The following is a 21,487-nucleotide window of genomic DNA, read 5'->3' as shown; positions in this document are numbered from 1 at the left end:
TTCTGTTTATTTATCCTTGTCCACTTCGGTATATTCAGCATCGACAACATTGTCATCTGCCTTGCCGGCTCCGGTATCCTGCTGACCTGGGTTTGGTCCAGCGCCCGGTCCCTGTGGACCTGCACCGGGTGCTCCCTGCTGCTGATACATTTTTTCCACAAACGGATACAGGATTTTGGTCAGTGCTTCGGATCTTGCATTAATTTCCTGAACATTATCGCTGCCTGTCGTAGCTCTAAGTTCTTCAGCAGCCTTCTTGATCGCATCCCGTTCGGCGGTGTCGCCTTTGCCTTCGAAGTCCTTCAGGGTCTTTTCAGCCTGGTACGCGAGTGAATCTGCTTGGTTTCTGGCATCAATCAGTTCCCTTGCCTGTTTGTCTTTCTCAGCATTGGCCTCGGCATCCTGACGCATCTTTTCGATTTCGTCTTTGCTTAAGCCGGTTGAAGCGGTAATGGTTACCTTCTGTTCGTTACCGGTTGCCATATCTTTCGCCGAAACGTGTACAATACCGTTTACATCAATGTCAAATTTGACTTCGATCTGCGGTACACCTCTTGGGGCAGGCGGAATTCCGGAAAGTTGGAAGCGGCCGAGTGTCTTATTGTAAGCAGCCATTTCGCGCTCACCCTGAAGCACATGGATATCTACCGAAGTCTGGCTGTCGGCTGCAGTGGAGAAAACCTGGGATTTGGTAGTCGGAATGGTCGTATTCCGGTCAATGATCCTGGTGAATACGCCGCCCAGGGTCTCAATTCCGAGGGAAAGCGGAGCAACGTCGACTAGAACAATATCTTTCATTTCACCAGCCAAGACCCCGCCCTGGATAGCCGCGCCGAGCGCAACGACTTCATCCGGATTAACACCTTTATGCGGTTCCTTGCCGCTGATTCTCTTAATGGCCTCCTGGACTGCCGGGATTCTGCTGGATCCCCCGACAAGAATGACCTGATCAATTTCATTGAAGGAAAGCTTGGCGTCTTCCATAGCCTGACGGGTAGGTCCCATTGTTTTTTCGATCAAGTCTGCTACAAGCTCTTCAAATTTGGCGCGCGTGATATTCATATCCAGATGAAGCGGTCCTTCAGCGGACATCGTGATAAACGGCAGATTAATATTCGTCTGGGCGACACCGGAAAGCTCAATTTTGGCTTTTTCAGCGGCTTCCTTCAGACGCTGCAGGGCCATCCGGTCTTTGGCAAGATCAACACCATTGCTCTTTTTAAATTCGGCAATAATGTAATCCATTAAACGCTGGTCAAAGTCATCACCGCCAAGAAGGTTATTCCCGTTAGTCGCTTTCACTTCGACCATTCCCTGACTCAGTTCGAGAATTGAGACGTCAAATGTTCCGCCGCCAAGGTCGTAAACAAGTACGGTCTGATCATGCTCTTTGTCAAGTCCATAAGCCAGTGCTGCTGCAGTAGGCTCGTTGATAATACGCAGAACTTCGAGACCGGCGATCGTGCCGGCATCTTTGGTAGCCTGACGCTGGGCATCAGTAAAATACGCCGGAACGGTGATGACAGCCTGGGTGACTGAAGACCCCAGATAAGCTTCCGCATCAGCTTTGAGTTTCTGCAGAATCATCGCAGATACTTCCTGCGGTGTATAGGATTTATCCATCAAAGTCACTTTATAGTTCGTGCCCATATGACGCTTAATCGAACTAACCGTATTGTCCGGATTGGAAACAGCCTGGCGTTTGGCCACCTGCCCTACCAGTTTCTCGCCATTCTTGGAGAAGCCGACGACTGAAGGGGTAATGCGCGCTCCTTCAGGATTCGGGATTACAACAGGTTCGCCGCCTTCAAGCACTGCAACACAAGAGTTAGTGGTTCCTAAGTCAATACCGATTACTTTACCCATTTGATTTCCTCCTTGCAAATTCTCATATCGTATTTTTTGTTTCTTTCAACTTATATGCTCTTTGATCAGACTGAGATTTAGCTTAACACGATCAGCCTGAAACTTTGACCCGGCTGGGCCTGATCACTTTATCCTTCAGATAATATCCCTTTTGGAATTCTTCCAGAATCATATTCTCCGGCTGGTCAGATTCTTCTTTCAGCAGGGCTTCATGGAGATTTGGATCAAATTCCTGGCCGACTGTTTCAATAATTTTGAGCCCCTCATCTTCCAGGACTTTCAGAAACATTCTTTCGATCATTTCGACACCCTGGGATAACGCCTCAAAATCGTTGTTTTTTTGACTGGAAACAATCGCTCTTTCAAAATTATCCAGGACCGGCAGCAGGGAATGAATAACTTTTTCCGAAGCATACCGGGCAGTGTCTTCTTTTTCCTTCTGGGTTCTTTTGCGGAAATTGTCAAATTCAGCTTTCAGTCTTTGCATTTGGGTATAATAGTCTTCCGCTTTGGACTTATGCTCTTCAATTTCCTCACGCAGGCGCTGCAAATGATCGATAGAATCAATGTCCTCAGTCAGGCATTCTTCACTCTCCTGCCCGATGTTCTGGTTTTCTTTATCTTCCTGAGCGTTTGCAGACGCTTGATTTGTTTTTTCTTTGTTCACGCAGTTGCCTCCCTTCTTGATCTAAGTCCGGGTCCTCCGGTGCCTCTCCGTCAGCAATTCGGTCAAACTGTTTGTCATATAGTCTACAATCGCGATCGCTTTGCCGTAATCCATTCTGGTTGGACCCAAAACGCCTACTGAACCAATCTGTTTCCCGTTAATCTGGTAGGTTGCAGATATAATACTGCAGTTTTTAAATACCTGGTCAGCATTTTCCGCTCCGATCATGATACTTAATCCCTTTTGATCATGACTTAGAAGCTCCTTCAGCTTATTGTTCTCCTCAAATACGGAAAAGAGACTTCGAACTTTATTGATATCCCTGAATTCAGGCTGATCAAGCATATTTAATGTCCCGCCAAGGTAGACCCGTTCTTCAGACTCTCCATCCTTATCATCAAACATTCTTTCCAGAATACCCATCATTCCATCAATAATGCGGCGTTTTCTGGAGAGCTCACTGTATATTTCGTTGATCAGGCCTTTTTTCAGATCCTGTACCCTAGTTCCGCTCATTTTCTGGTTAAAGAGATTCGCCAGAACCTGAAGTTCCTCCGGGCTTGTATCCGGACCGATATCGACAATATTATTCTCTACTGAACCATTCTCTTTTACGGTTACCATGATAGCCTTCCCTTGCTCGTAGGGAAGAAAATGCAAATTCTTCAGAATACCGTTTCGGCTTTTTGGTCCAAGTACAATACTAGTCAGGTTCGTCACCTGGGAAATAAGCTTTCCGGTGTATTCGATGACTTCCTGCACTTCGCTGAGTCTGCTGGTGATCTCCTGGTTGATATTTTTCTTTTCATCGTGGTTCAGACTTAAAGGGTCCATCAAATAATCGACATAATAGCGATAGCCCGAGTCGGAAGGAATTCTTCCTGCAGATGTATGGGGCTGTTCAATAAGTCCCAACTCTTCGAGATCTGCCATCTCATTGCGGATCGTCGCCGGAGACACCCCCAGCTCAAACTTTTTGGAAATGGTTCTGGAACCGACGGGCTCCGCGGTGGCAATATAGTCCTGCACAATCGCTTTTAAAATCTTGTGTTTTCTTTCATCCATTTCCATCAAAGTGCCACCTCCGATTGATTTGTTAGCACTCTATCAAGGTGAGTGCTAATCATCTGAACATAATTTAGCATGAAGGTAAAATAATGTCAAGAGGAATCATCATCGAATAGTATACAATTCAACTACAGCATAAAATCCACCAGAACCGCGTTGAGAACGAAAAAACAGGCAGGATTAATTTTCAATCTACCTTCGGCAAGCAAGAAAATATCCTTATCGATATAGTTTTGCAAAATTCGTCCATAAATATCCTGAATTTCGGTTTGAAATTTGGCGGCAAATTCTGCGATGTCAATTCCGTCCGCCATCCGCAGCCCCAGCATCATAAATTCGGAGATCTTCTGTTCTCTGGTCAGCACTTCGTTTGCCGAGGGGTCCAGAGGCCTTAGTCCTGATTCCAGTATCCGCGCATACCCCGCGATATCCTCCCTATTCCTGGTTCTAGCGTTGTGCAGACACGAAACTGCCCCCGGTCCAAGACCGATATAATCCTGCCCTCGCCAATAAGACTGGTTATGTTTGCATTCAAAACCAGGCCTCGCAAAGTTGGAAACTTCATAGCGGCCATAACCGAAGCTTTGAAGATAAGAAACCGCCCATTCGTACATATCAGCTTGTAAGTCGTCATCCGGCAGACGATTCAGGCGTCTCCGGCTGTTCGAGTCATCCAAGGTTTCTTTGCAGTCCGAACTGCCTGCCTGACTGCATGCATATTCTTTATGCAGTGGGGTATCTTCCTCAAGCGTAAGTGCATAGAGTGAAAGGTGTTCCGGCGACAACGTAATGGCCTGGCGGAGTGTATCCTGCCAATGTCCCATTTTCTGTCCTGGAAGTCCAAAAATCAGGTCAAGATTCAGGTTGTCTATCCCCGATTGTCTGACAAGGGCGACGCTCCTGTGAATATCTTCCGCGGTATGGATTCTGTCGATACTTTTCAGCAGGCGGTCATTAAAGCTCTGAGCGCCGAGCGATATCCGGTTGATTCCGTACGTTCGGCAGAGCATCAATTTTTCTCGGTCGAGTGTGCCGGGATTACACTCAATTGTTTTTTCTATGACTTGACCGGTCCAGGAAGTATGGATAAGGGGATTCCTTAACGGATCGGATATGTCTGTCGAGTCTGTCCGGTTCGGGGCCTTAAAATAATACCGACAAATCAAACTGAGCAGTCGTTCAAGCTGAGTGACATCCAGAACTGTGGGCGTTCCGCCTCCAATAAAAAGAGAAGAAACCCCTTGGGAGGCTTCCTTAGCTCGCAACTCAAGCTCCCGCTCCAGTCCGCACAAATAGACGGAGACCAAATCTGAGGCCGGGTCTGATAATAACCTATGGTCAGCCCTATCTGCACCACCGGATATTCTACTGTCCGCGATAATGGGCACAGTATAAGGAACCGAATAGAATGCGCAGTAGGAACATTTTTTTACGCAAAACGGAACATGAACATATAAAGAAGTCATACCTAATCACCTAATACAGCGATCTTTAACATTTTACATTCTCCGGCTGCAGACTGAGTCACCGTAATGGGATGGTGAGCGCCAAGCAAAGCACGGTGGCGGCGCAGGAGAGATGCCTAGGGTCAAATGCGATTCAAATCAAAAATCAATCGTCCATTTTGAGCACTGCCATGAAAGCGTCCTGGGGTATTTCCACGTTGCCGACTTGTTTCATGCGTTTCTTGCCTTCTTTTTGTTTTTCCAGTAGTTTGCGTTTCCGGGAAATGTCACCGCCGTAACATTTAGCTAGAACATCCTTACGCATGGCCCGGATATTCTCTCTAGCAATGACCTTGGTCCCGATGACAGCCTGGACAGGGATTTCAAACATCTGCCGCGGAATCAGGCCACGCAGTTTTTCGACAAGCCTGCGCCCACGGGAATATGCTTTATCTTTGTGGACAATAAAGGAAAGTGCATCTACAATTTCAGCGTTCAGCATGATATCAAGTTTCACAAGATTCGCTTCCTTATATCCGATCAGTTCATAGTCCAAAGACGCATACCCTTTGGTTCGGGATTTAAGCTGATCGAAGTAATCGTAAACGATTTCGCTTAACGGAAGCTCATAATATAGGCTTACCCGGGAGGCGGTGATATAGTCCATGTTCAGGAACGTACCCCTTTTCTCCTGGTTCAGTTCCATGATGGTACCTACATACTCGGATGGTACCATAATCGTAGCCTTAACCACAGGTTCTTCAATCGATTCGATCTTTCCTTCAGACGGCAGAAGCGCAGGGTTATCAATGAAGATCTGTTCCTTGGCTGTGGTATTCACTTTATAAACAACGCTCGGTGCAGTTGTAATGATGCTGAGGCCAAATTCCCGCTCAAGTCTCTCCTGAATGATTTCCATATGCAGGAGACCCAGGAACCCACAGCGGAAACCAAAACCCAGCGCCGCGGACGTTTCATTTTCATACATTAAACTCGCATCATTCAGCTGAAGTTTTTCCAGCGCATCCTTCAGCCTGTCAAAGTCGGAAGTTTCAACCGGATAAAGGCCGCAAAAAACCATCGACACCGCTTTGCGATAACCCGGCAACGGTTCTGCAGCCGGATGGTCGTTATCCGTCACGGTATCCCCAACGCGAGTATCTCCGACATTCTTAATACTACCTGCGATATAGCCAACCTGGCCTGCCCTTAGTTCTTCAACAATCGTCATCCCGGGTGTAAAAACACCAACTTCGGTAATTTCAAACATTTTTCCGGTGGACATCATCTTGATGCTCGTACCTTTGGAGACTTTGCCGTCAAATAATCGGATATAAGGGATCGCACCTTTATAGGAATCAAACTTCGAGTCAAAAATCAGCGACTTCAAGGGTTCTTCATCATCGCCCTTCGGCGGAGAAATTCTCTTAACAATCGCTTCCAGGATCTCTTCGACCCCAATCCCCATTTTGGCCGATGCGAGGATCGCCTCACTCGCATCAATCCCAATCACATCTTCAATCTCCTGTTTGACTCTGTCAGGTTCTGCGCTTGGCAGATCAATTTTATTAATAACAGGAATGATCTCCAGGTCATTTTCCAAAGCAAGATAGACATTAGCGAGGGTCTGTGCCTCAATACCCTGTGCTGCATCGACGACTAACAAGGCCCCTTCGCAGGCAGCCAAACTCCGGGAAACTTCGTAAGAAAAGTCAACATGCCCGGGAGTATCAATCAGATTCAGCTCATAGACCTCTCCATCTTTCGCCTTGTAGCGTAAACGGACTGCCTGCAGTTTGATAGTGATCCCACGCTCCCGTTCCAAATCCATGGAGTCGAGAACCTGCTCCTTAAGTTCCCGGGTGGACATGGTTCCAGTATACTCAATCAGTCGATCAGCAAGGGTAGATTTGCCGTGATCGATATGGGCAATGATTGAAAAATTCCTAATTTTGGATGAAGCGTTTGCCATGGATATTCTTCTCTCCCTGAATATAATACCAGCACATCATTATAACAAATTACCGCCTTGAAAAGCAAGGCGGCTCCGGGATACTGGAGGACAGAAGCGTTTCTTTTGTCCTCTGCTCCTCTATTTACGACGTTTTATCAGCATGTCAATGGCCATTTTGTACTCCTCCATCTTCAGCAGACGGGCAACGATAAAAAACGCGAGCATGCCGACGAGTGCTCCGCTGATTAAAACGATTGTCGAGCCAATTTTGCCAATTCCGACCCAAAGGGTGAGCAGATTCGCCCAAATCATGACGACAGCTGCCATGGCCAAAGCAGCTGCTAGTGTTTTACTAAACACGGCTGCAATTCTGCGCCCATCAATTTTGCCAAGCTTACGGCGTAGTACAATAAACAGCAAAAGCATCTGCATCATGGCTCCGAGGGTTACAGCAAGGGCCAAACCTCCGCAAGCCAGAGGCCCGACCAAAATATACATCCAGATGATGCTGGCAGCCATGGCGACGAGGCCAAGAATAACCGGAATCCAGGTGTTCTGCATTGCATAAAAAGCACGCGGCAGAATTTGAATAATAGCCTGAGCTGTGATCCCAAGCGAAAAATACAGCAGTGGTACAGCCATGATATCCGTATCCCCGGCGCTGAATTCACCATGCTGGAACAGAACTCGGATCAAAGGGAAGCGCAGGACGACCATCCCAATGGATATCGGAACTGTAATAAAGATAATCAGTCGGATTGCACTCGAAATCGTCTCGAGAAAATCTTTGGCCTTTTTCAGAGCCGCCTGTTCTGTTAAGGTCGGGAAAACAGCGACACCGATGGCCAACGCGAAGATTCCGACCGGGACCTGGAAAAGACGGTAAGAGTACCAGACCGCAGTCAAGCTTCCCGGATCAAGTGCGGAACCGAGGTTGGAATTCACGATAACCTGGAATTGATTCAAGGTATACATGATTATCATCGGGACAGCCAACAGCATAATCTTCCGGACCCCGGGATGTTTCAGATCGATCATTGGATAGTAGCGGAAGCCAACCTTTCGCAGGGAAGGTACCTGAACAAGAAAATTAGCTGCAGCTCCGATGACGACCCCAAACGCAAAACCGGAGATACTCCGGGCTTCACCGGAATTAGCCCAAATCGCTCCAAATAGGATGATACTGGCATTGTAAAGGACCGTCCCCAACGCGGACGGCCAAAATATTTTGTACGAGTTCAGGATGCCCATCGTAATCCCGCTCAAAGCCAGAATGACCGGCTGCAGTAGCAGGATACGGGTAAGATAGATTGTAAGTTCCTTATTCGCCGGACTGAATCCGGGCACCTGAAGCTCAATAAACTTCGGAGTCAGCAGCATGCCCGCGATAACCAGGATACAGAGCAGAAGAAATGTCGCATTGGTTACCGAGCTCACGACTTTCCATCCTTCTTTTTCCCTGCCTTTGGCAATATATTCGGATAGGACAGGGATAAAGGCAGCACTTAACACGCCTCCAACCAATAACCAGTACAGCAGGTCCGGAAGGATAAAGGCCGTATTATACGCGTCAGTAGCTGCCGTTTTTCCGAACAATCCGGCCATCAGAGACTCCCTGATGAAACCGAGAAGCCTGGAAACAAGGTTGGCAGCCATCATGAAGCCGGCTGCTTTCATCATCTTTTGATTGTTTGTCATCATGAAGCTGAAGGACCTTTCTATCTACCCATCAATGCATTCTCTGCAAATTATATCATTTACCGAGATATTCCTTCAATACTTCGGCTATGGGACCGGCCGCAGCCTGTGCTTCCTCCAGCGTATTTAACTGACTGCCTATTTCCACCAGGATGGCTCCATCCGTAAGGTACTGATTGTAGCGTGCCTCTGAAGCATAGCGGATTTTCGGGAAAAACAGTCCCGGATATTTTTCCTCCGCAATCTTAATAATCTCATGCGCAATTGCGTCATTCTTTTCCCAATTTTGATTTTTCTGACCGATCACAATCATGACCTTGGCGCACTCTTGCCCATTAATCTTTATCGTGTCCTTTCCTACCTGAGGAGGCAGCCCGTCCCGGTGGAGATCGATCAGCAGGCGAGTCGTCGGATTTTCTTCAATTATTTTTTTTGCTGTAAGGTAGGAATGATTGTAGGACTGGATATAAACCGCATCATTTACCTCTTCAGAATGTACGGTCTTGATCCCGGCCTGGATCAATTTTTCTGACAATAACCGTCCAATCTTCACAATATCTCCGTTTTCACCTCCGGCTACCCGGTCTGCACCGCCATCCCCCGAATAAGACTCTGCACTGTGGGTGTGATAGATGCCTACCAAGACATCCTGCGCACTTTTAACCGGTTCAGGGTCATGATAGAACGGATTATCAAGGGGTTCGAGCAGCGGCCCCTCCATTTCAGGATCATTGGGATGATAGGCCCAGCCCAGCCAAGTCGGCCCTTCGGAAGGAGGCGCATAGAAACTTAAAAAATACGTCCGGGCATCAGATATGTTGACTCCGGTCAGCAAATACATTCCGATCCCTGCAGCAGAGTTCCGTGTATCACTGATATAGGTTCGTTCCGGATAAGACATCCCCGGGGCGCCTTCCAGAAGTACAAGCTCAAACGGGAAACTTTTTTCGGACAGTATTTTTATGGTATACTGAAAACTATCATTGGAAATACAAAAGTAAACAGAAAATGTAAGCAGCGCCAATAGTAAAATGACCCCAACAGCTTTCAGACGGTTTTTCCAAGAAAACAGGACAACCCCCTCCTTTCCATAATTAGGAATATGAAGGACAACCTTGTCTTAGAACATTGAAATAGCCTAATATTTTACGCCTGCATTTGCGCTGAATTTATGCATCGTAGAATTTTTAAGATGTACTTGGCATTTTTGCATGAGATGTCATATAATAGATATAATTTGAAAACAATTCAAGCATCAAACAGCGAGGAATGGGACAGTAGCTTAAAAGAAAGTCCACAGAAAGCAATCGAATGCTGAGAAATTGCGGCTGACTTTCAAGTGAAGATCACCCGGGAGCTGAACTTCAGAAATATGATACCTTGTCTTGTAAAATGATCAGTAACAGGGTTCCAGTAAGAAGTTCCGCCTGCCCTGCGTTAACGGGCAAGAGTGATGTGTTTGACGTATTTTCATGTACCCAGACATATAATCAGGGTGGTACCGCGGTTTAGTCGTCCCTAAGTTATTTATACTTAGGGATTTTTAATTTTTTATATTACAACTTAAGGGTTGACAATTAAACTAGCAATCATTAATGAATTGATAAAGGAGAATCTCTATGGAAAAGTTCAAATCTTTAGCTGAAAACCCTGTTGCTGAACGGGAAAAACAAATATCGGATTACTGGGATTCAATTGATATTCTGCAAAAGACAATTGAAAACCGTGAAGGCGCAGAACCGTTTGTATTTTATGAGGGTCCGCCGACGGCCAACGGCAAGCCAGGTATTCACCATGTCATGGCCAGAACCCTGAAGGATTCCGTCTGCCGGTATCAAAACATGAAAGGTTTCCAGGTCAAACGGAAGGCTGGATGGGATACGCACGGACTTCCGGTAGAAATTGAAGTTGAAAAACAGCTGAATCTTTCCGACAAACAAGGTATTGAAGCGTACGGGATTGCTCAGTTCAATGAAAAATGCCGTGACTCAGTGTTTACGTATGAAAAGCAATGGCGCGAAATGACGATCCGGATGGGTTATTCGATTGATCTAGATCATCCGTATATTACCCTGGATAACAATTATATCGAAAGTGTCTGGTGGATTCTGGACAAATTCTTCAAAGAAGGCTACATGTACGAAGGTCACAAGATTCTTCCGTACTGTTCTAGATGCGGAACCGGACTTGCTTCCCATGAAGTCGCGCTGGGCTATAAAGAAATCAAAACAAATACCGTCATCGCCAAATTTAAGCGCAAAGGAGTTGACGAGTATTTCCTGGCCTGGACGACCACACCATGGACCTTGCCCTCCAATGCGGCACTCACAGTCAGCCCGGCTGAGACCTACGTCAGAGTCCGCAGCAATGATGAGATTTATTATTTATCAAAGACGCTTGCGCCGAAAGTACTTGGCGACGATTATGAAGTCCTGCAGGAATTAAAAGGCACTGAGCTTGAATATATGGAATATGAACAGCTGATGCCGTTTTTAAGCACCGACAAAAAAGCTTTCTTCGTGACGACAGCCGATTATGTCACGACAGAGGACGGTACCGGGATCGTCCATACCGCACCTGCTTTTGGTGAGGACGACTATAACACCGGAAAACGGTATAACCTGCCGGTTTTTCAGCCAGTGAATGAATCGGGCAAATTCATCGCAACGCCTTGGAAAGACAGCTTTGTGATGGATGCCGATCTGGATATTATCAAGTGGCTGTATGCCGAAGGCAAACTGTTCAAGAAAGAAAAAATGGAGCATAACTACCCGCACTGCTGGCGCTGTCAGACGCCCCTGCTGTACTACGCCAAGCCGAGCTGGTACATTGCGATGACCAAACTGAAAGATCAGCTTGTCGCTAATAACAAAACTGTCGAATGGTATCCCGACTTTGTCGGTGAAAAACGTTTCGGCAACTGGCTCGAAAATGTCAATGACTGGGCATTGTCCCGTAACCGCTACTGGGGGACTCCTTTAAATATCTGGCGTTGCGGATGCGGCCATACCGCTTCGGTCGGCTCCCGCAAAGAACTTGTGGAAAAAGCAATCGAAAAGATTGATGAAACCATCGAACTGCACCGACCTTACGTCGATGACGTTCATATCCGCTGTGAGAAGTGCGGCAAACCGATGACCCGGGTCAGTGAAGTGATCGACTGCTGGTTTGACAGCGGTGCGATGCCTTATGCTCAGCATCATTATCCATTTGAAAACAAAGAGAACTTTCATGAACTGTTCCCGGCAGATTTTATCTGCGAAGGGATTGACCAAACCCGCGGCTGGTTCTACTCACTGCTCGCGATTTCGACCTTCGTGATGGGCCGTTCGCCGTATAAGCGGGTTCTGGTCAACGATCTCGTTTTAGACAAACAGGGACAGAAAATGTCTAAATCCAAAGGCAACACAGTAGATCCGTTTGAACTGTTTGACCGGTACGGTGCCGATACGCTCAGATGGTATTTGCTTTATGTATCTCCGGCCTGGACACCTAAACGCTTTGACATCGAAGGCCTCAAGGAAGTTCAGAGCAAGTTCTTCGGAACACTCCGCAACGTCTATACCTTTTTTGTGCTCTATGCGAATACCGATGAAGTTGACCCAAGAGATTTCTTTATCGAATACAAAAAGCGGCCGGAGCTAGACAGGTGGATCCTCTCTAAATATCACGCCCTGCTGAACGACGTTGAAACCAATCTGGCTGTCTATGATCTGACCAAAGCGGTCCGAAAAATACAGGAATTTGTCAGCGAGGATCTCTCCAACTGGTATATTCGGCGCTCCCGCCGCAGATTCTGGGATTCCGGACTGTCGGACGACAAGAAGGCCGTCTATAACACCACGTATGAGATCCTGGTCGGCATCGCTAAAATCTCAGCACCGTTCGCTCCTTATCTGGCGGAAGAAATCTACCGTAACCTGACCGGCGGGACTTCGGTCCACCTGACAGATTATCCGGAATATGTCTCGACTATGATCAATGAGAACGTCGAAAACAGAATGGATTTGGTTAGGAATTTAGTCACCCTCGGCAGATCAGCCCGGGAACAGGTCAGGATCAAAGTCCGTCAGCCGATCCAGCAAATCCTGGTCGACGGAAAATATGAAGTCCTGATCGCGGATTTGATTCCACTGATCCAAGAAGAGCTCAATGTAAAAGAAGTTATTTTTGCGAACAACTTAAGCGATTTTATGAATTTCAGTCTAAAGCCTAACTTTAAAGTCGCCGGACCCGTCTTTGGCTCGAAAATTAAACTCCTCGGCAAAGCACTGGAAAGTCTGGAGGCCTCGAAAGCTGCAGCTGCTCTGGAGGCCGGAGAATTACTTTCAGTTGATGTCGACGCAGAACAGCTAAATATCGTCAAGGACTATGTCATCGTGTCGATTTCAGCCAAAGAAGGATTCACGGTCACAATGGAAAACAACCTGTTTGTTATTCTTGATACCACGCTGACCAGAGAGCTTCTCGACGAAGGTCTGGCCAGAGAGCTTGTTTCCAAAGTCCAGCAAATGCGCAAGAGCAATGATTTCGAAATGATGGACCGGATCCGGATCTATTTTGACGGGGATGACGAAGTTACAAGCGCAATTCAAAGCTATCAGGAATACATCAGAGTTGAAACGCTTGCTGAAAGCATCGAAAAAACATCAGGTACCGCAGATCTGACCAAGGTAAACCTGAACGACCACGATGCCGGCGTCCGGGTCGAACGGATCTGAGCTCTTTGGCTCATCATATCATAGTGGAGTAACCACAAAAAACGAGTAATCCTAAACTGATATAATGCTGTTAATGGTTCTCATGACTATTAGCAGCATTATTATTTTTACTATTATCTTTGGTCTTATCTTTTATTATATTTGTTATTTTTTATTATTTTTGGTTGATTATGGTTGATTATGTTTATATAATTTTATTGAGGTGATCATGATATGCCAATAGACAAGAATCTTATGACTGCCCAAGCGTTGGCTGAAGCACTCGATCTTTCAACAGAAACTATTTGGAAATATACGCGAGAGAAAAAAATACCATTCATTGAATTGAATGGCAAGCAGTATCGTTATATATTGACGGATGTCATCCATGCACTTACAAATACTGCCTCAGCAGTGCAGGAAAAATCAAACGAATACACTGCAGAATCTTCTAGGAAGCTGACTTACGAAGACTATCTGAAGATACCGGATGAACCCGGCTACCGCATCGAAATTCTCGAAGGTATTATGATGAAAGAACCTTCTCCAAATGTTAGCCACCAACATGTTTTGCTTCGGTTGACATGGATTCTTGAAGATTATTTTCGGGGAAATGATCCCGAAGGCGAAGTATTTGTGGCACCTCTTGATGTAACATTATTAGATATCAACGTGGTCCAGCCCGACATTTTTTACGTTTCCGGGCAGCAAAAACAGATCATCAAAGAAGCCCGTATCAATGGCCAGCCAACAATCGTGGTTGAAATCATTTCCCCATCCAGCAGGCGCAAAGATCGTCTGCAGAAGCTGCAGATTTACCAAAAGACCAAGATCCCACATTACTGGCTGGTCGATCCGGCTGAGAAAACCCTCGAATGTTTTGTACTGAGGGATGGTTCCTACGTCTTAGCTGCAGCAGGTATGGATGAAGATGTTGTAGATCTTCCATATTTCACTGGTTTATCTATTCCATTGAAATCATTATGGTAGAAATTATACTATAATAGGATCCACTAACTCTTAAAACTCTTAAGGTTTTGATACGATACATACGCTGGGTAAAGCCGCAATATACTCACATCCGGGTCCGGCCCAAATAAGCCTCCTGAAGCAGAGCATCCGATATTGCTTCTTTAGAGTTTCCGTAGTGAACAATCCTACCTCGCTCCATGACAATTACACTGTCCGCTACTTTTAAGGCGGCTTTTGTATTTTGTTCAACCAGTACGACCGTAACGCCGGATTCTTTCATCCTGACCAGGATCGCCATAATCTCGCGCACAACAAGTGGAGCTAGCCCGACGGAAGGTTCATCAAGCAGCAGTAGCGAGGGCCTGGCCATAAGTGCCCTGCCTATCGCCAGCATTTGCTGCAGTCCGCCGCTTAAAGAACCTGCCAAGTCCTTTTCTCTTCCCTGCAGCAGAGGAAATAATTCTAAGATTTCCTTCGCATCGTTAGGAATATCAGTCCTGTCCTGACGATAACGGTGAAAAGCCCCCATCATTAAATTATCCATTACGCTTAATGCGCTGAATATTTCTCTCTTTTCCGGTATAAGGGCGATACCAGATCTGACGATTTTATCCGGTGACTGGCCGGTTATTTTTATGTTCTGAAAAACGATATCTCCTGCGGCCGGCTTGTATAACCCAGCAAGCGTCCCCAGCAGGGTACTCTTGCCTGCTCCATTGGCTCCGAGAATTGCCAGCATTTCTCCCTGCTTGACATTCATCGATAGATTTTTCAGCGCATGCACATAGCCATGATAAACATCGAGACCATTTACACTAAGCACTTTGCTCATCCTCTCCGAGATAGGCTTTGATCACTTCTGGGTGAGCCTGAATTTCTGCCGGGGTTCCCTGGGCGATCACCTCGCCAAAATTCAGTACAACAATCTTATCAGCAGCTTCCATGACCGTTTCCATATCATGTTCAATCATAATCATGGTCGTACCCTGACTGCGAAGTTTTTTCAAATATTCTGTCAGGATTTCAGATTCAGCGGCATTTAGCCCCGCAGCTGGTTCATCAAGCAGGATCAGTTTGGGCTGAGAAGCAAGGGCTCTGGCAATTTCCAAGAGTCTTTGCTGTCCAAACGGCAGAACTGCCGCCGGTAGACCGGCCGACTCCACTAAACCAACCTCTTCAAGCAGTCTAAGGGATTCAGCCCTGATTTTCTTTTCTTCCTTAGACCGATCTGGGGAAGAAAGGAACGACTTGATAAAGCCCTTTTTCCCCTGCAGGTAAGCCCCAGTCATGACATTTTCCATCACGGTCATGCTGCCGAAAAGCTGAAGGTTCTGAAAAGTTCTGCTTACTCCAGCCCGGGCTGTCTTATACGTCTTCATTCCGGTGATCGTTTTCCCTTCCAATAATATTTCACCTTCATCCGGTTGATATGTACCGGCAATCAGGTTAAAAATCGTCGTTTTTCCTGCACCGTTGGGTCCAATGAGCGCTGTTATTTTTGCTTCTTCAACCCCAAAGCACACATGTTTAACGGCCATAATGCCGCCAAAATGTTTTGTGATTCTGTGTAACTCTAGGAGCATCGCTTTTTCCCTCCTTCTGTTGCATTGATACGCAATCTATATTTTTTATTTAATATTCCTATTATTGTTCTGTTCAAATATAGGTTTAACGGACTATTTCAGTCTCAAACCAGACTCTTTTTTGATCTTTGGAAGAATTCTCCAATACTGGTTAAACCTTGCGGCCGGTAAATCATAAGGGCTACCAGGATGATTCCGTAAATAATAATCTGGTATTCGCCACCGGCTCCGGGAATGATGAGCGGTATCAATTCTTTTAAGATTTCACTCAGAGCCACGACAACTGCTGCCCCAAGCAAAGGCCCCCAAAAGGTTCCCAGGCCGCCGATTACAGCCATCAATACAAACTGGACGGAAGCATGAAATGTAAACGGTGACGGACTGATAAAGGTCACGAAAAAAGCATATAGGCCCCCTGCCAAGCCCGTAAGGAGCGCACTGAAGATAAAAGCCTGCAGCTTCAGGCGTATACAGTCAATACCGGCATTTTCTGCCGCATACTCACTCTCCCGGATCGCACATAAGGCCCTGCCTGTTCTGGAACGGACTAAATTTCGTATTCCCAGCAGTATCAGGACCAGAATAATCCACACCATGATATAAAATTCCCTGTCACTGTTTAAAGTAAGACTGCCGATGCCCAGATGCGGGATACCACTGATCCCGGATGGTCCTCCGGTAATATCTCGGCCCTCGGTAAATAATATATAGACCAAAATCCCAAATCCAAGCGTAGCAAGCGCAAGATATAGCTCGCGTAATTTAAGGGTCTGTCTGCCAATAAGTGCCGCCACGATTCCGGGAAGAAGAATCGCTGCAAGAAGGGCTAACAATGACGGCCAATGGAAACGCGTGGTTAATATTGCTGCCGTATAAGCGCCTAAACCAAAAAACGCCGCATGACCAAACGAAACCTGTCCCGCATAACCCATCAGTATTCCCAAGCCCTGAACAATGATGGCATACAGGCCGATAACAATCAGCATCCCATAAAGATAATTGCTGTTAAGCAGGAGCGGAATGATCAACAGCACCAGCATGATGACAGCTCCGCTAAATTTAAATTGAATCTTTTTCACCAGAGATACGCTCCTTACCATATAACGCTGTCGAATATTACTCAAAAAAATTTAAATCTATGCCAAAAGAAAACCCAACCCTGTTTTAAAATTAAATTTTACGCTCGCTAATTGCACCCAGGATCCCTTCCGGCCTGATTAAAAGGACTGCAAGAAGAATCACAATAGAGATCGCATCATTCAACCCGGAGGAAATCAGTCCGGAACTGTAGGCTTCCAAAAGTCCCAGGATTAATCCCCCCAGAACAGCTCCGGATATACTCCCCAATCCGCCAATTGTTGCCGCGATAAAACCTTTGACGCCTAACATAAAACCCATATCATACGTGACCATCGTCACCGGTCCGATGCAGATTCCTGCGGCGGTAGCCAAAGCCCCTGAAAAAACAAATGCGGCTAGGGAAATCATACTCAGATTGATCCCCTGTAGCTGGGCTCCGATGGGACTGAGGACGGAAGCCTTAACTGCTTTTCCCCAGTACGTCCGTCCAAAAAAAGTGTTGATGCAGATCAATGTTGCCGCTGCCAGCAAAAATATCCAGATACTCTGAGGATTGAGCGCCGCCCCGCCTGCCATGATTGGTCCGCTAGTCGTAAAGGAGGGCAAAGAGTAGGTATCTGTTCCCCAGATCAGAAGGGCCAGCCCCCTTAAGGATATTGAAATACCAATTGTAATGATCAGCATCGTCAGGCTGCTGGCCCCCCTAGCTTTGTTGACCGTCAGCCTTTCGAGCACCCCCGCCAACAAAGCGACAATAATGATGGCGAGAAGGGAGGCCGCTATTAGCGGCATCCCCATTGATTTGAAACTGACCGTCAGAAGTGCCCCGATAACCAGAAATTCCCCAAGGGCTAGATTTAATATGCCTGTTACTTTATAGGTGATAACCAGGGTAAGGGCAATAATGGAATAAATACTTCCAAGCGTAAGTCCGCTGAATAATAGCTGCAGTAGTTGTTCTCCCATCAGTTTTCACTCCGTTACTGAATTTTGCCCTTGTTACTGTAATATTTTCCATTTGCTGTCTTTGATCTGAACCAAAACGGCGGAATCCTCGCTTAAGCCATTATGATTCTGTTTAGACATATTAAATACCCCGGATACGCCGACAAGTCCCTGCGTTTTTTCCAGTTCATCCCGAATGGCGCTGCGGTCTGGACCGGCTTTTTCGATCGCCTTGACCAGGAGACTTAAAGCATCTGCCGCATAACCACCGAATGAATTGGGCGCGGTATTGTATTTATTTTGGTAATCATTGATATAACTTGTAAGCACTGCTTTCTGCGGATCAGAATCCGCAATCTGATCGGCCACCGGAAGCTTACCTATTGGAAGAATCACTCCGTCAGCAGCGTCCTTGGCAAGTTCAATGAATTTTTGATTGCCGACGCCATGACTGTGAATGAGCGGAATCGTCAGTCCCAGATCCTTATAGTTCTTCGTCAGGATGGAGGCCGAAGGCGGAATCGCCCATACGACGACTGCCTGAGCTCCACTGCTCTTGACATTCGTCAATTGCGGCGTCATATCATTGTCTGTCGCGTCAAATTTTTCTTCGGCAACGATGGTGATTCCATTTTGGGGAGCTGCTGCGCTAATGGCCTTCTTGCCATTGTCGCCATAGGCATTGTTCATATACATAAAGGCAATCTTCGTCATGTTATTCTTCTTGAGATATTCCACGATTTTATTGATCATGACGATATCGCTCTGGGCTGTTTTAAATACCCATTGCCTTTCAGCTGCCGGTTCAACTATGCTGCTGGCTGCTGCCAGAGAAATCATCGGGATTTGCGCATCCTGAACAGTTTTAATAATTGCCATCGAGGTTCCGCTGGAGCTGCCGCCTAAAACTGCAAGGACGCCTTTTTCGATCAGCTTATTCGCAGCAAGTACAGCCTCCGTCTCATCACTTTTATTGTCCTCAATGATCAGTTCAATCGGATGGCCTTGAATACCGCCTTCGGCATTGATTTTGTCCACCATCATCAGCAGTGTATCGCGTTCAGGTGTGCCCAAAGAAGAGGAAGTCCCGCTGATATCGAGAACCGCACCCACTTTGTAAGGTTCTGCTGTCTCACTGCCTGCCGTACTGCTCTTCCCGGAGCTGCAGCCCCCCAATATCAGGCTGCCCGCCAATAATAAAGCTACTACCATACTCCCTGTGAAACCTTTGAACTTTCTTTTCATCATCCTTCACTCCTACATTCATATTTTTCTGATTCACCAGAAAACAACAAGCCACAGCCTTCGCCGGGACGAAAGCTGTGGCCTTCCGCGGTACCACCCCAGTTAGCCGGATCACTCCAGCCCTCTCTTAAGAGTACGAATAAAGGAGTCTTTCCCTGCTGAAACTTAGGTGTGGTCCGTGGGCATCCGTGGCCTTGCTAGCCGCTCCTTGCAGCCAACTAAAAAAACACTTCTCATCCCTGAAGGGACGAAAGTGCTTCGCGGTACCACCCTATTTGGGTCTAAGCAGACCCCACTTTTCAGCAGGTACGGGACTTTATTCTTCCTTATACCCCCTCCCTTTTAACGGCGGAAGCCTCCGTCCAGACCTACTTACCCAAAGGTTTCAGTCCGGAAGTTCAGGGGTGAACCTTCAACGATCGATACGATAGAAACGCTTTCAGTCTAAGACGTTTCCTCCCTGGAAAGCTCATACCGTTTACTTTACCCCATCATTACTTTTATACAATAATGGTATTGATTTGAATCTATATTATCACAGAGCCCTGAGATTCGTCAATTAGAAATATCTATTCTGTATGCCCATAGAAATTCTGTATGGCTATTGTAAAATATATAAAAATATATTTCAGAATGGTATGCAATGGATGGTTGACATGGCAATAGATAAAGACAGGTTATTCTTTTTTAAGAATTTAGTTGCATAGTCTCGCTAAAATATGATAAAATAACTTTTGTCTAAAAAACGTGCGGTAGTTAGATGTTTCGAAGGGGGTGACTGTATGCCAAATATTAAATCAGCAATTAAAAGGGTCCAACTAAGCAAGTTACAGAATGCCAAGAATACTGCTGCCAGATCTTCCTTACGAACCGCTATTCGTCGTTTTGAGGAAGCTGTAAACAATAATCCTGAAAATGCTGTTGAAGCTCTGCAAAAAGCTTCCCGTGCACTTGATAAAGCTGCTGCAAAAGGTTTGATCCACAAAAACAAAGCAGCTCGCAAAAAATCCAGAATGGCCAAAAAGTTCCAGGCTTTGAATAATAAAGCCAGCTAAGCAACGCTGCACGAGTCCCTCCATGGACGTCGCAGCATCCGTGAAGGCTATTTAAACGCTTCACGCTCCATAGACATTGAAGAGGATATCTCAGAACCCTGGGGCATCCTCTTTTTTCATTACGTTATTTCTTACACAATCGTATAACCATTATTTCCAGCAGCAGCTGAGGGTTCCCTCCGCTGCTTTTTAACGCCAGTTCAGTCTGAAGACAATCTTCCATGGCCTCAGCCAATCTGTTGGCTGAAAAAGAGTCCGCTTGCTGAAAGAGTTTGTTTCCTTCAAAGAATGTCCTAATTCCTGCAGTGCCCATAAAATCATTGACTGTGCCCTTGCGGGCCCGCCAAATACTCGCTGCCAGTAACAGCCGGATATGGCGGACGATCATTGTATGCACTTTGAGGTAATGTTCCTGACTAAGCACTTCGCTAAGCCTGGCCAATGCATCTTTGGTATTCTCTGCCGCGATGGCATCCAACATCGCAAAGACCGTCGTCTCGATCATCGGCAAACTTATTTTCCGGATATCTTCAATTTCTATGTTTTGTTTTTCTCCGGTATATAGAGCTAATTTGGCCAGTTCCTGACTGAGCACCCCCGTCTGGTGACCAGCCCATTCCAAAAGAAACGAAGCGACGGGAACACTCAGGTTCTTCCCGTTTTGATGCGCTTGCTTTTGCAGCCAGGCCATCCATTCCGACTGGCCCTTCGGAAAAGCGAATTCTACTGTTTTCCCGTTTTTATTGATTTCCTTAAACAGTTTTCTGCCTTTGTTTACTTTTTCCGATATCAGAACCAGGCAAGTGGACGGATTTGGGTTCAGACAGTATTCCAGCAAGATATCCGGGTCACTTTCTCTCCCTGAATCGGATCGTTCTGTTTCTTCAGCGCTGTTTTCCGATTCAGAAACGCCTTTACTCCTGCCCGTTCCAAAATAAGGAAGATCATCAACAACCACGAGTTTTCCGGAAAAAAAAGCTGTCATATTGGCAGCCTGGATTATTTCTTCCCGGGTTTGTTCTTTTCCGTTAAGAAGCTCTGTATTGCTGCCGGAAGGGTCATCCAGCAAATAATAGTTTTTTAGCAGTTTCAAAGCCTCGGTGAGAGAATAACGGTCTTCACCGTACCAGAGATAAACAGAGGGAATACCGTGGTTCTCTATGTCGTGTTTGATTATATCTAATGTCATATCCTATTTTCTCCTTGGAC

At 46.3% G+C, this 21,487-nt stretch carries 16 protein-coding genes and 2 other annotated features; of the genes, 3 read left to right on the top strand and 13 right to left on the bottom strand.

Features of this window, described 5'->3' with window-relative positions; all coding sequences use genetic code 11:
* Nucleotides 1-6: 6 nt before the first annotated feature.
* From dnaK to A7K50_RS10210, 7 genes are all read right to left on the bottom strand, one after another.
* A complete protein-coding gene (gene dnaK, locus A7K50_RS10240; RefSeq protein ID WP_119776024.1) occupies nucleotides 7-1,866 on the bottom strand; it encodes a molecular chaperone DnaK in 1,860 nt (619 codons plus the stop codon).
* 91 nt (nucleotides 1,867-1,957) lie between these two features.
* A complete protein-coding gene (gene grpE / locus A7K50_RS10235; RefSeq protein ID WP_119776022.1) occupies nucleotides 1,958-2,533 on the bottom strand; it encodes a nucleotide exchange factor GrpE in 576 nt (191 codons plus the stop codon).
* A 21-nt stretch (nucleotides 2,534-2,554) separates the two neighbouring features.
* Nucleotides 2,555-3,604, bottom strand: coding sequence for a heat-inducible transcriptional repressor HrcA (gene hrcA / locus A7K50_RS10230; protein ID WP_020491482.1), 1,050 nt, complete (start codon nucleotides 3,602-3,604; stop codon nucleotides 2,555-2,557).
* Between the two features lie 125 nt (nucleotides 3,605-3,729).
* Nucleotides 3,730-5,067, bottom strand: a complete 1,338-nt coding sequence (gene hemW, locus A7K50_RS10225; protein WP_119776021.1) for a radical SAM family heme chaperone HemW — start codon at nucleotides 5,065-5,067, stop codon at nucleotides 3,730-3,732.
* Between the two features lie 145 nt (nucleotides 5,068-5,212).
* Nucleotides 5,213-7,018, bottom strand: coding sequence for a translation elongation factor 4 (gene lepA / locus A7K50_RS10220; protein ID WP_020491480.1), 1,806 nt, complete (start codon nucleotides 7,016-7,018; stop codon nucleotides 5,213-5,215).
* Nucleotides 7,019-7,138: 120 nt separating this feature from the next.
* Nucleotides 7,139-8,698 (bottom strand): murein biosynthesis integral membrane protein MurJ, encoded by a 1,560-nt coding sequence (murJ, locus tag A7K50_RS10215; protein WP_026156277.1) that lies wholly within the window; start codon nucleotides 8,696-8,698, stop codon nucleotides 7,139-7,141.
* 55 nt (nucleotides 8,699-8,753) lie between these two features.
* Entirely contained in the window at nucleotides 8,754-9,722 is a 969-nt protein-coding gene (locus A7K50_RS10210; RefSeq protein ID WP_119776019.1) for a stage II sporulation protein P, read from the bottom strand.
* Between the two features lie 232 nt (nucleotides 9,723-9,954).
* Nucleotides 9,955-10,221: a binding site (T-box leader), on the top strand.
* A 96-nt stretch (nucleotides 10,222-10,317) separates the two neighbouring features.
* On the opposite strand from A7K50_RS10210, the gene ileS reads away from it, so the two are divergent.
* Nucleotides 10,318-13,419 carry an isoleucine--tRNA ligase gene (ileS, locus tag A7K50_RS10205; protein ID WP_119776017.1) on the top strand — a complete coding sequence of 1,034 codons (3,102 nt, stop codon included), beginning with the start codon at nucleotides 10,318-10,320 and terminating at the stop codon, nucleotides 13,417-13,419.
* Nucleotides 13,420-13,632: 213 nt separating this feature from the next.
* Nucleotides 13,633-14,388: a Uma2 family endonuclease gene (locus A7K50_RS10200; RefSeq protein ID WP_119776016.1), complete on the top strand. Its 756-nt coding sequence runs from the start codon at nucleotides 13,633-13,635 to the stop codon at nucleotides 14,386-14,388.
* Between the two features lie 85 nt (nucleotides 14,389-14,473).
* Here A7K50_RS10200 and A7K50_RS10195 read toward each other — a convergent pair whose 3' ends face one another.
* The 5 genes from A7K50_RS10195 to A7K50_RS10175 all read right to left on the bottom strand — a co-directional run bounded on the left by A7K50_RS10195 (nucleotide 14,474) and on the right by A7K50_RS10175 (nucleotide 19,223).
* Nucleotides 14,474-15,193: an ABC transporter ATP-binding protein gene (locus A7K50_RS10195; RefSeq protein ID WP_119776014.1), complete on the bottom strand. Its 720-nt coding sequence runs from the start codon at nucleotides 15,191-15,193 to the stop codon at nucleotides 14,474-14,476.
* The gene (locus A7K50_RS10190) at nucleotides 15,186-15,953 is read right to left on the bottom strand and encodes an ABC transporter ATP-binding protein (RefSeq protein ID WP_119776012.1); all 768 of its coding nucleotides are present in this window, start codon (nucleotides 15,951-15,953) and stop codon (nucleotides 15,186-15,188) included. Before A7K50_RS10190 ends, A7K50_RS10195 begins: the two co-directional genes overlap by 8 nt.
* Before the next feature lie 104 nt (nucleotides 15,954-16,057).
* A complete protein-coding gene (locus A7K50_RS10185; protein ID WP_119776010.1) occupies nucleotides 16,058-17,032 on the bottom strand; it encodes a branched-chain amino acid ABC transporter permease in 975 nt (324 codons plus the stop codon).
* A gap of 91 nt (nucleotides 17,033-17,123) precedes the next feature.
* Nucleotides 17,124-17,999 (bottom strand): branched-chain amino acid ABC transporter permease, encoded by an 876-nt coding sequence (locus A7K50_RS10180; protein WP_119776009.1) that lies wholly within the window; start codon nucleotides 17,997-17,999, stop codon nucleotides 17,124-17,126.
* A 33-nt stretch (nucleotides 18,000-18,032) separates the two neighbouring features.
* A complete protein-coding gene (locus tag A7K50_RS10175) occupies nucleotides 18,033-19,223 on the bottom strand; it encodes an ABC transporter substrate-binding protein (protein WP_119776007.1) in 1,191 nt (396 codons plus the stop codon).
* Between the two features lie 240 nt (nucleotides 19,224-19,463).
* Nucleotides 19,464-19,727: a binding site (T-box leader), on the bottom strand.
* Nucleotides 19,728-20,005: 278 nt separating this feature from the next.
* Between A7K50_RS10175 and rpsT the strand changes: the two genes are divergently transcribed.
* Complete coding sequence (gene rpsT, locus A7K50_RS10170) at nucleotides 20,006-20,278, top strand: 30S ribosomal protein S20 (protein ID WP_083916743.1); 273 nt, start codon at nucleotides 20,006-20,008, stop codon at nucleotides 20,276-20,278.
* A 124-nt stretch (nucleotides 20,279-20,402) separates the two neighbouring features.
* Here the strand turns inward: rpsT and holA are convergent, their stop codons facing one another.
* Nucleotides 20,403-21,467 (bottom strand): DNA polymerase III subunit delta, encoded by a 1,065-nt coding sequence (holA, locus tag A7K50_RS10165; protein WP_119776006.1) that lies wholly within the window; start codon nucleotides 21,465-21,467, stop codon nucleotides 20,403-20,405.
* Nucleotides 21,468-21,487: the final 20 nt, after the last annotated feature.

It is taken from the genome of Dehalobacter sp. MCB1 (genome assembly GCF_003590275.1).
GTDB lineage: Bacteria > Bacillota > Desulfitobacteriia > Desulfitobacteriales > Syntrophobotulaceae > Dehalobacter.
The sequence above is the reverse complement of the archived record's forward strand: the minus strand, read 5'-3'. Positions and strand labels throughout refer to the sequence as shown.

Coding starts and splice junctions, on each gene's coding strand:
- dnaK (WP_119776024.1), bottom strand. CDS start 1,866: ATGGGTAAAGTAATCGGTATTGACTTAGGAACCACTAACTCTTGTGTT.
- hrcA (WP_020491482.1), bottom strand. CDS start 3,604: ATGGAAATGGATGAAAGAAAACACAAGATTTTAAAAGCGATTGTGCAG.
- hemW (WP_119776021.1), bottom strand. CDS start 5,067: ATGACTTCTTTATATGTTCATGTTCCGTTTTGCGTAAAAAAATGTTCC.
- lepA (WP_020491480.1), bottom strand. CDS start 7,018: ATGGCAAACGCTTCATCCAAAATTAGGAATTTTTCAATCATTGCCCAT.
- murJ (WP_026156277.1), bottom strand. CDS start 8,698: ATGACAAACAATCAAAAGATGATGAAAGCAGCCGGCTTCATGATGGCT.
- ileS (WP_119776017.1), top strand. CDS start 10,318: ATGGAAAAGTTCAAATCTTTAGCTGAAAACCCTGTTGCTGAACGGGAA.
- A7K50_RS10200 (WP_119776016.1), top strand. CDS start 13,633: ATGCCAATAGACAAGAATCTTATGACTGCCCAAGCGTTGGCTGAAGCA.
- A7K50_RS10190 (WP_119776012.1), bottom strand. CDS start 15,953: ATGCTCCTAGAGTTACACAGAATCACAAAACATTTTGGCGGCATTATG.
- A7K50_RS10180 (WP_119776009.1), bottom strand. CDS start 17,999: ATGGGAGAACAACTACTGCAGCTATTATTCAGCGGACTTACGCTTGGA.
- A7K50_RS10175 (WP_119776007.1), bottom strand. CDS start 19,223: ATGAAAAGAAAGTTCAAAGGTTTCACAGGGAGTATGGTAGTAGCTTTA.
- rpsT (WP_083916743.1), top strand. CDS start 20,006: ATGCCAAATATTAAATCAGCAATTAAAAGGGTCCAACTAAGCAAGTTA.
- holA (WP_119776006.1), bottom strand. CDS start 21,467: ATGACATTAGATATAATCAAACACGACATAGAGAACCACGGTATTCCC.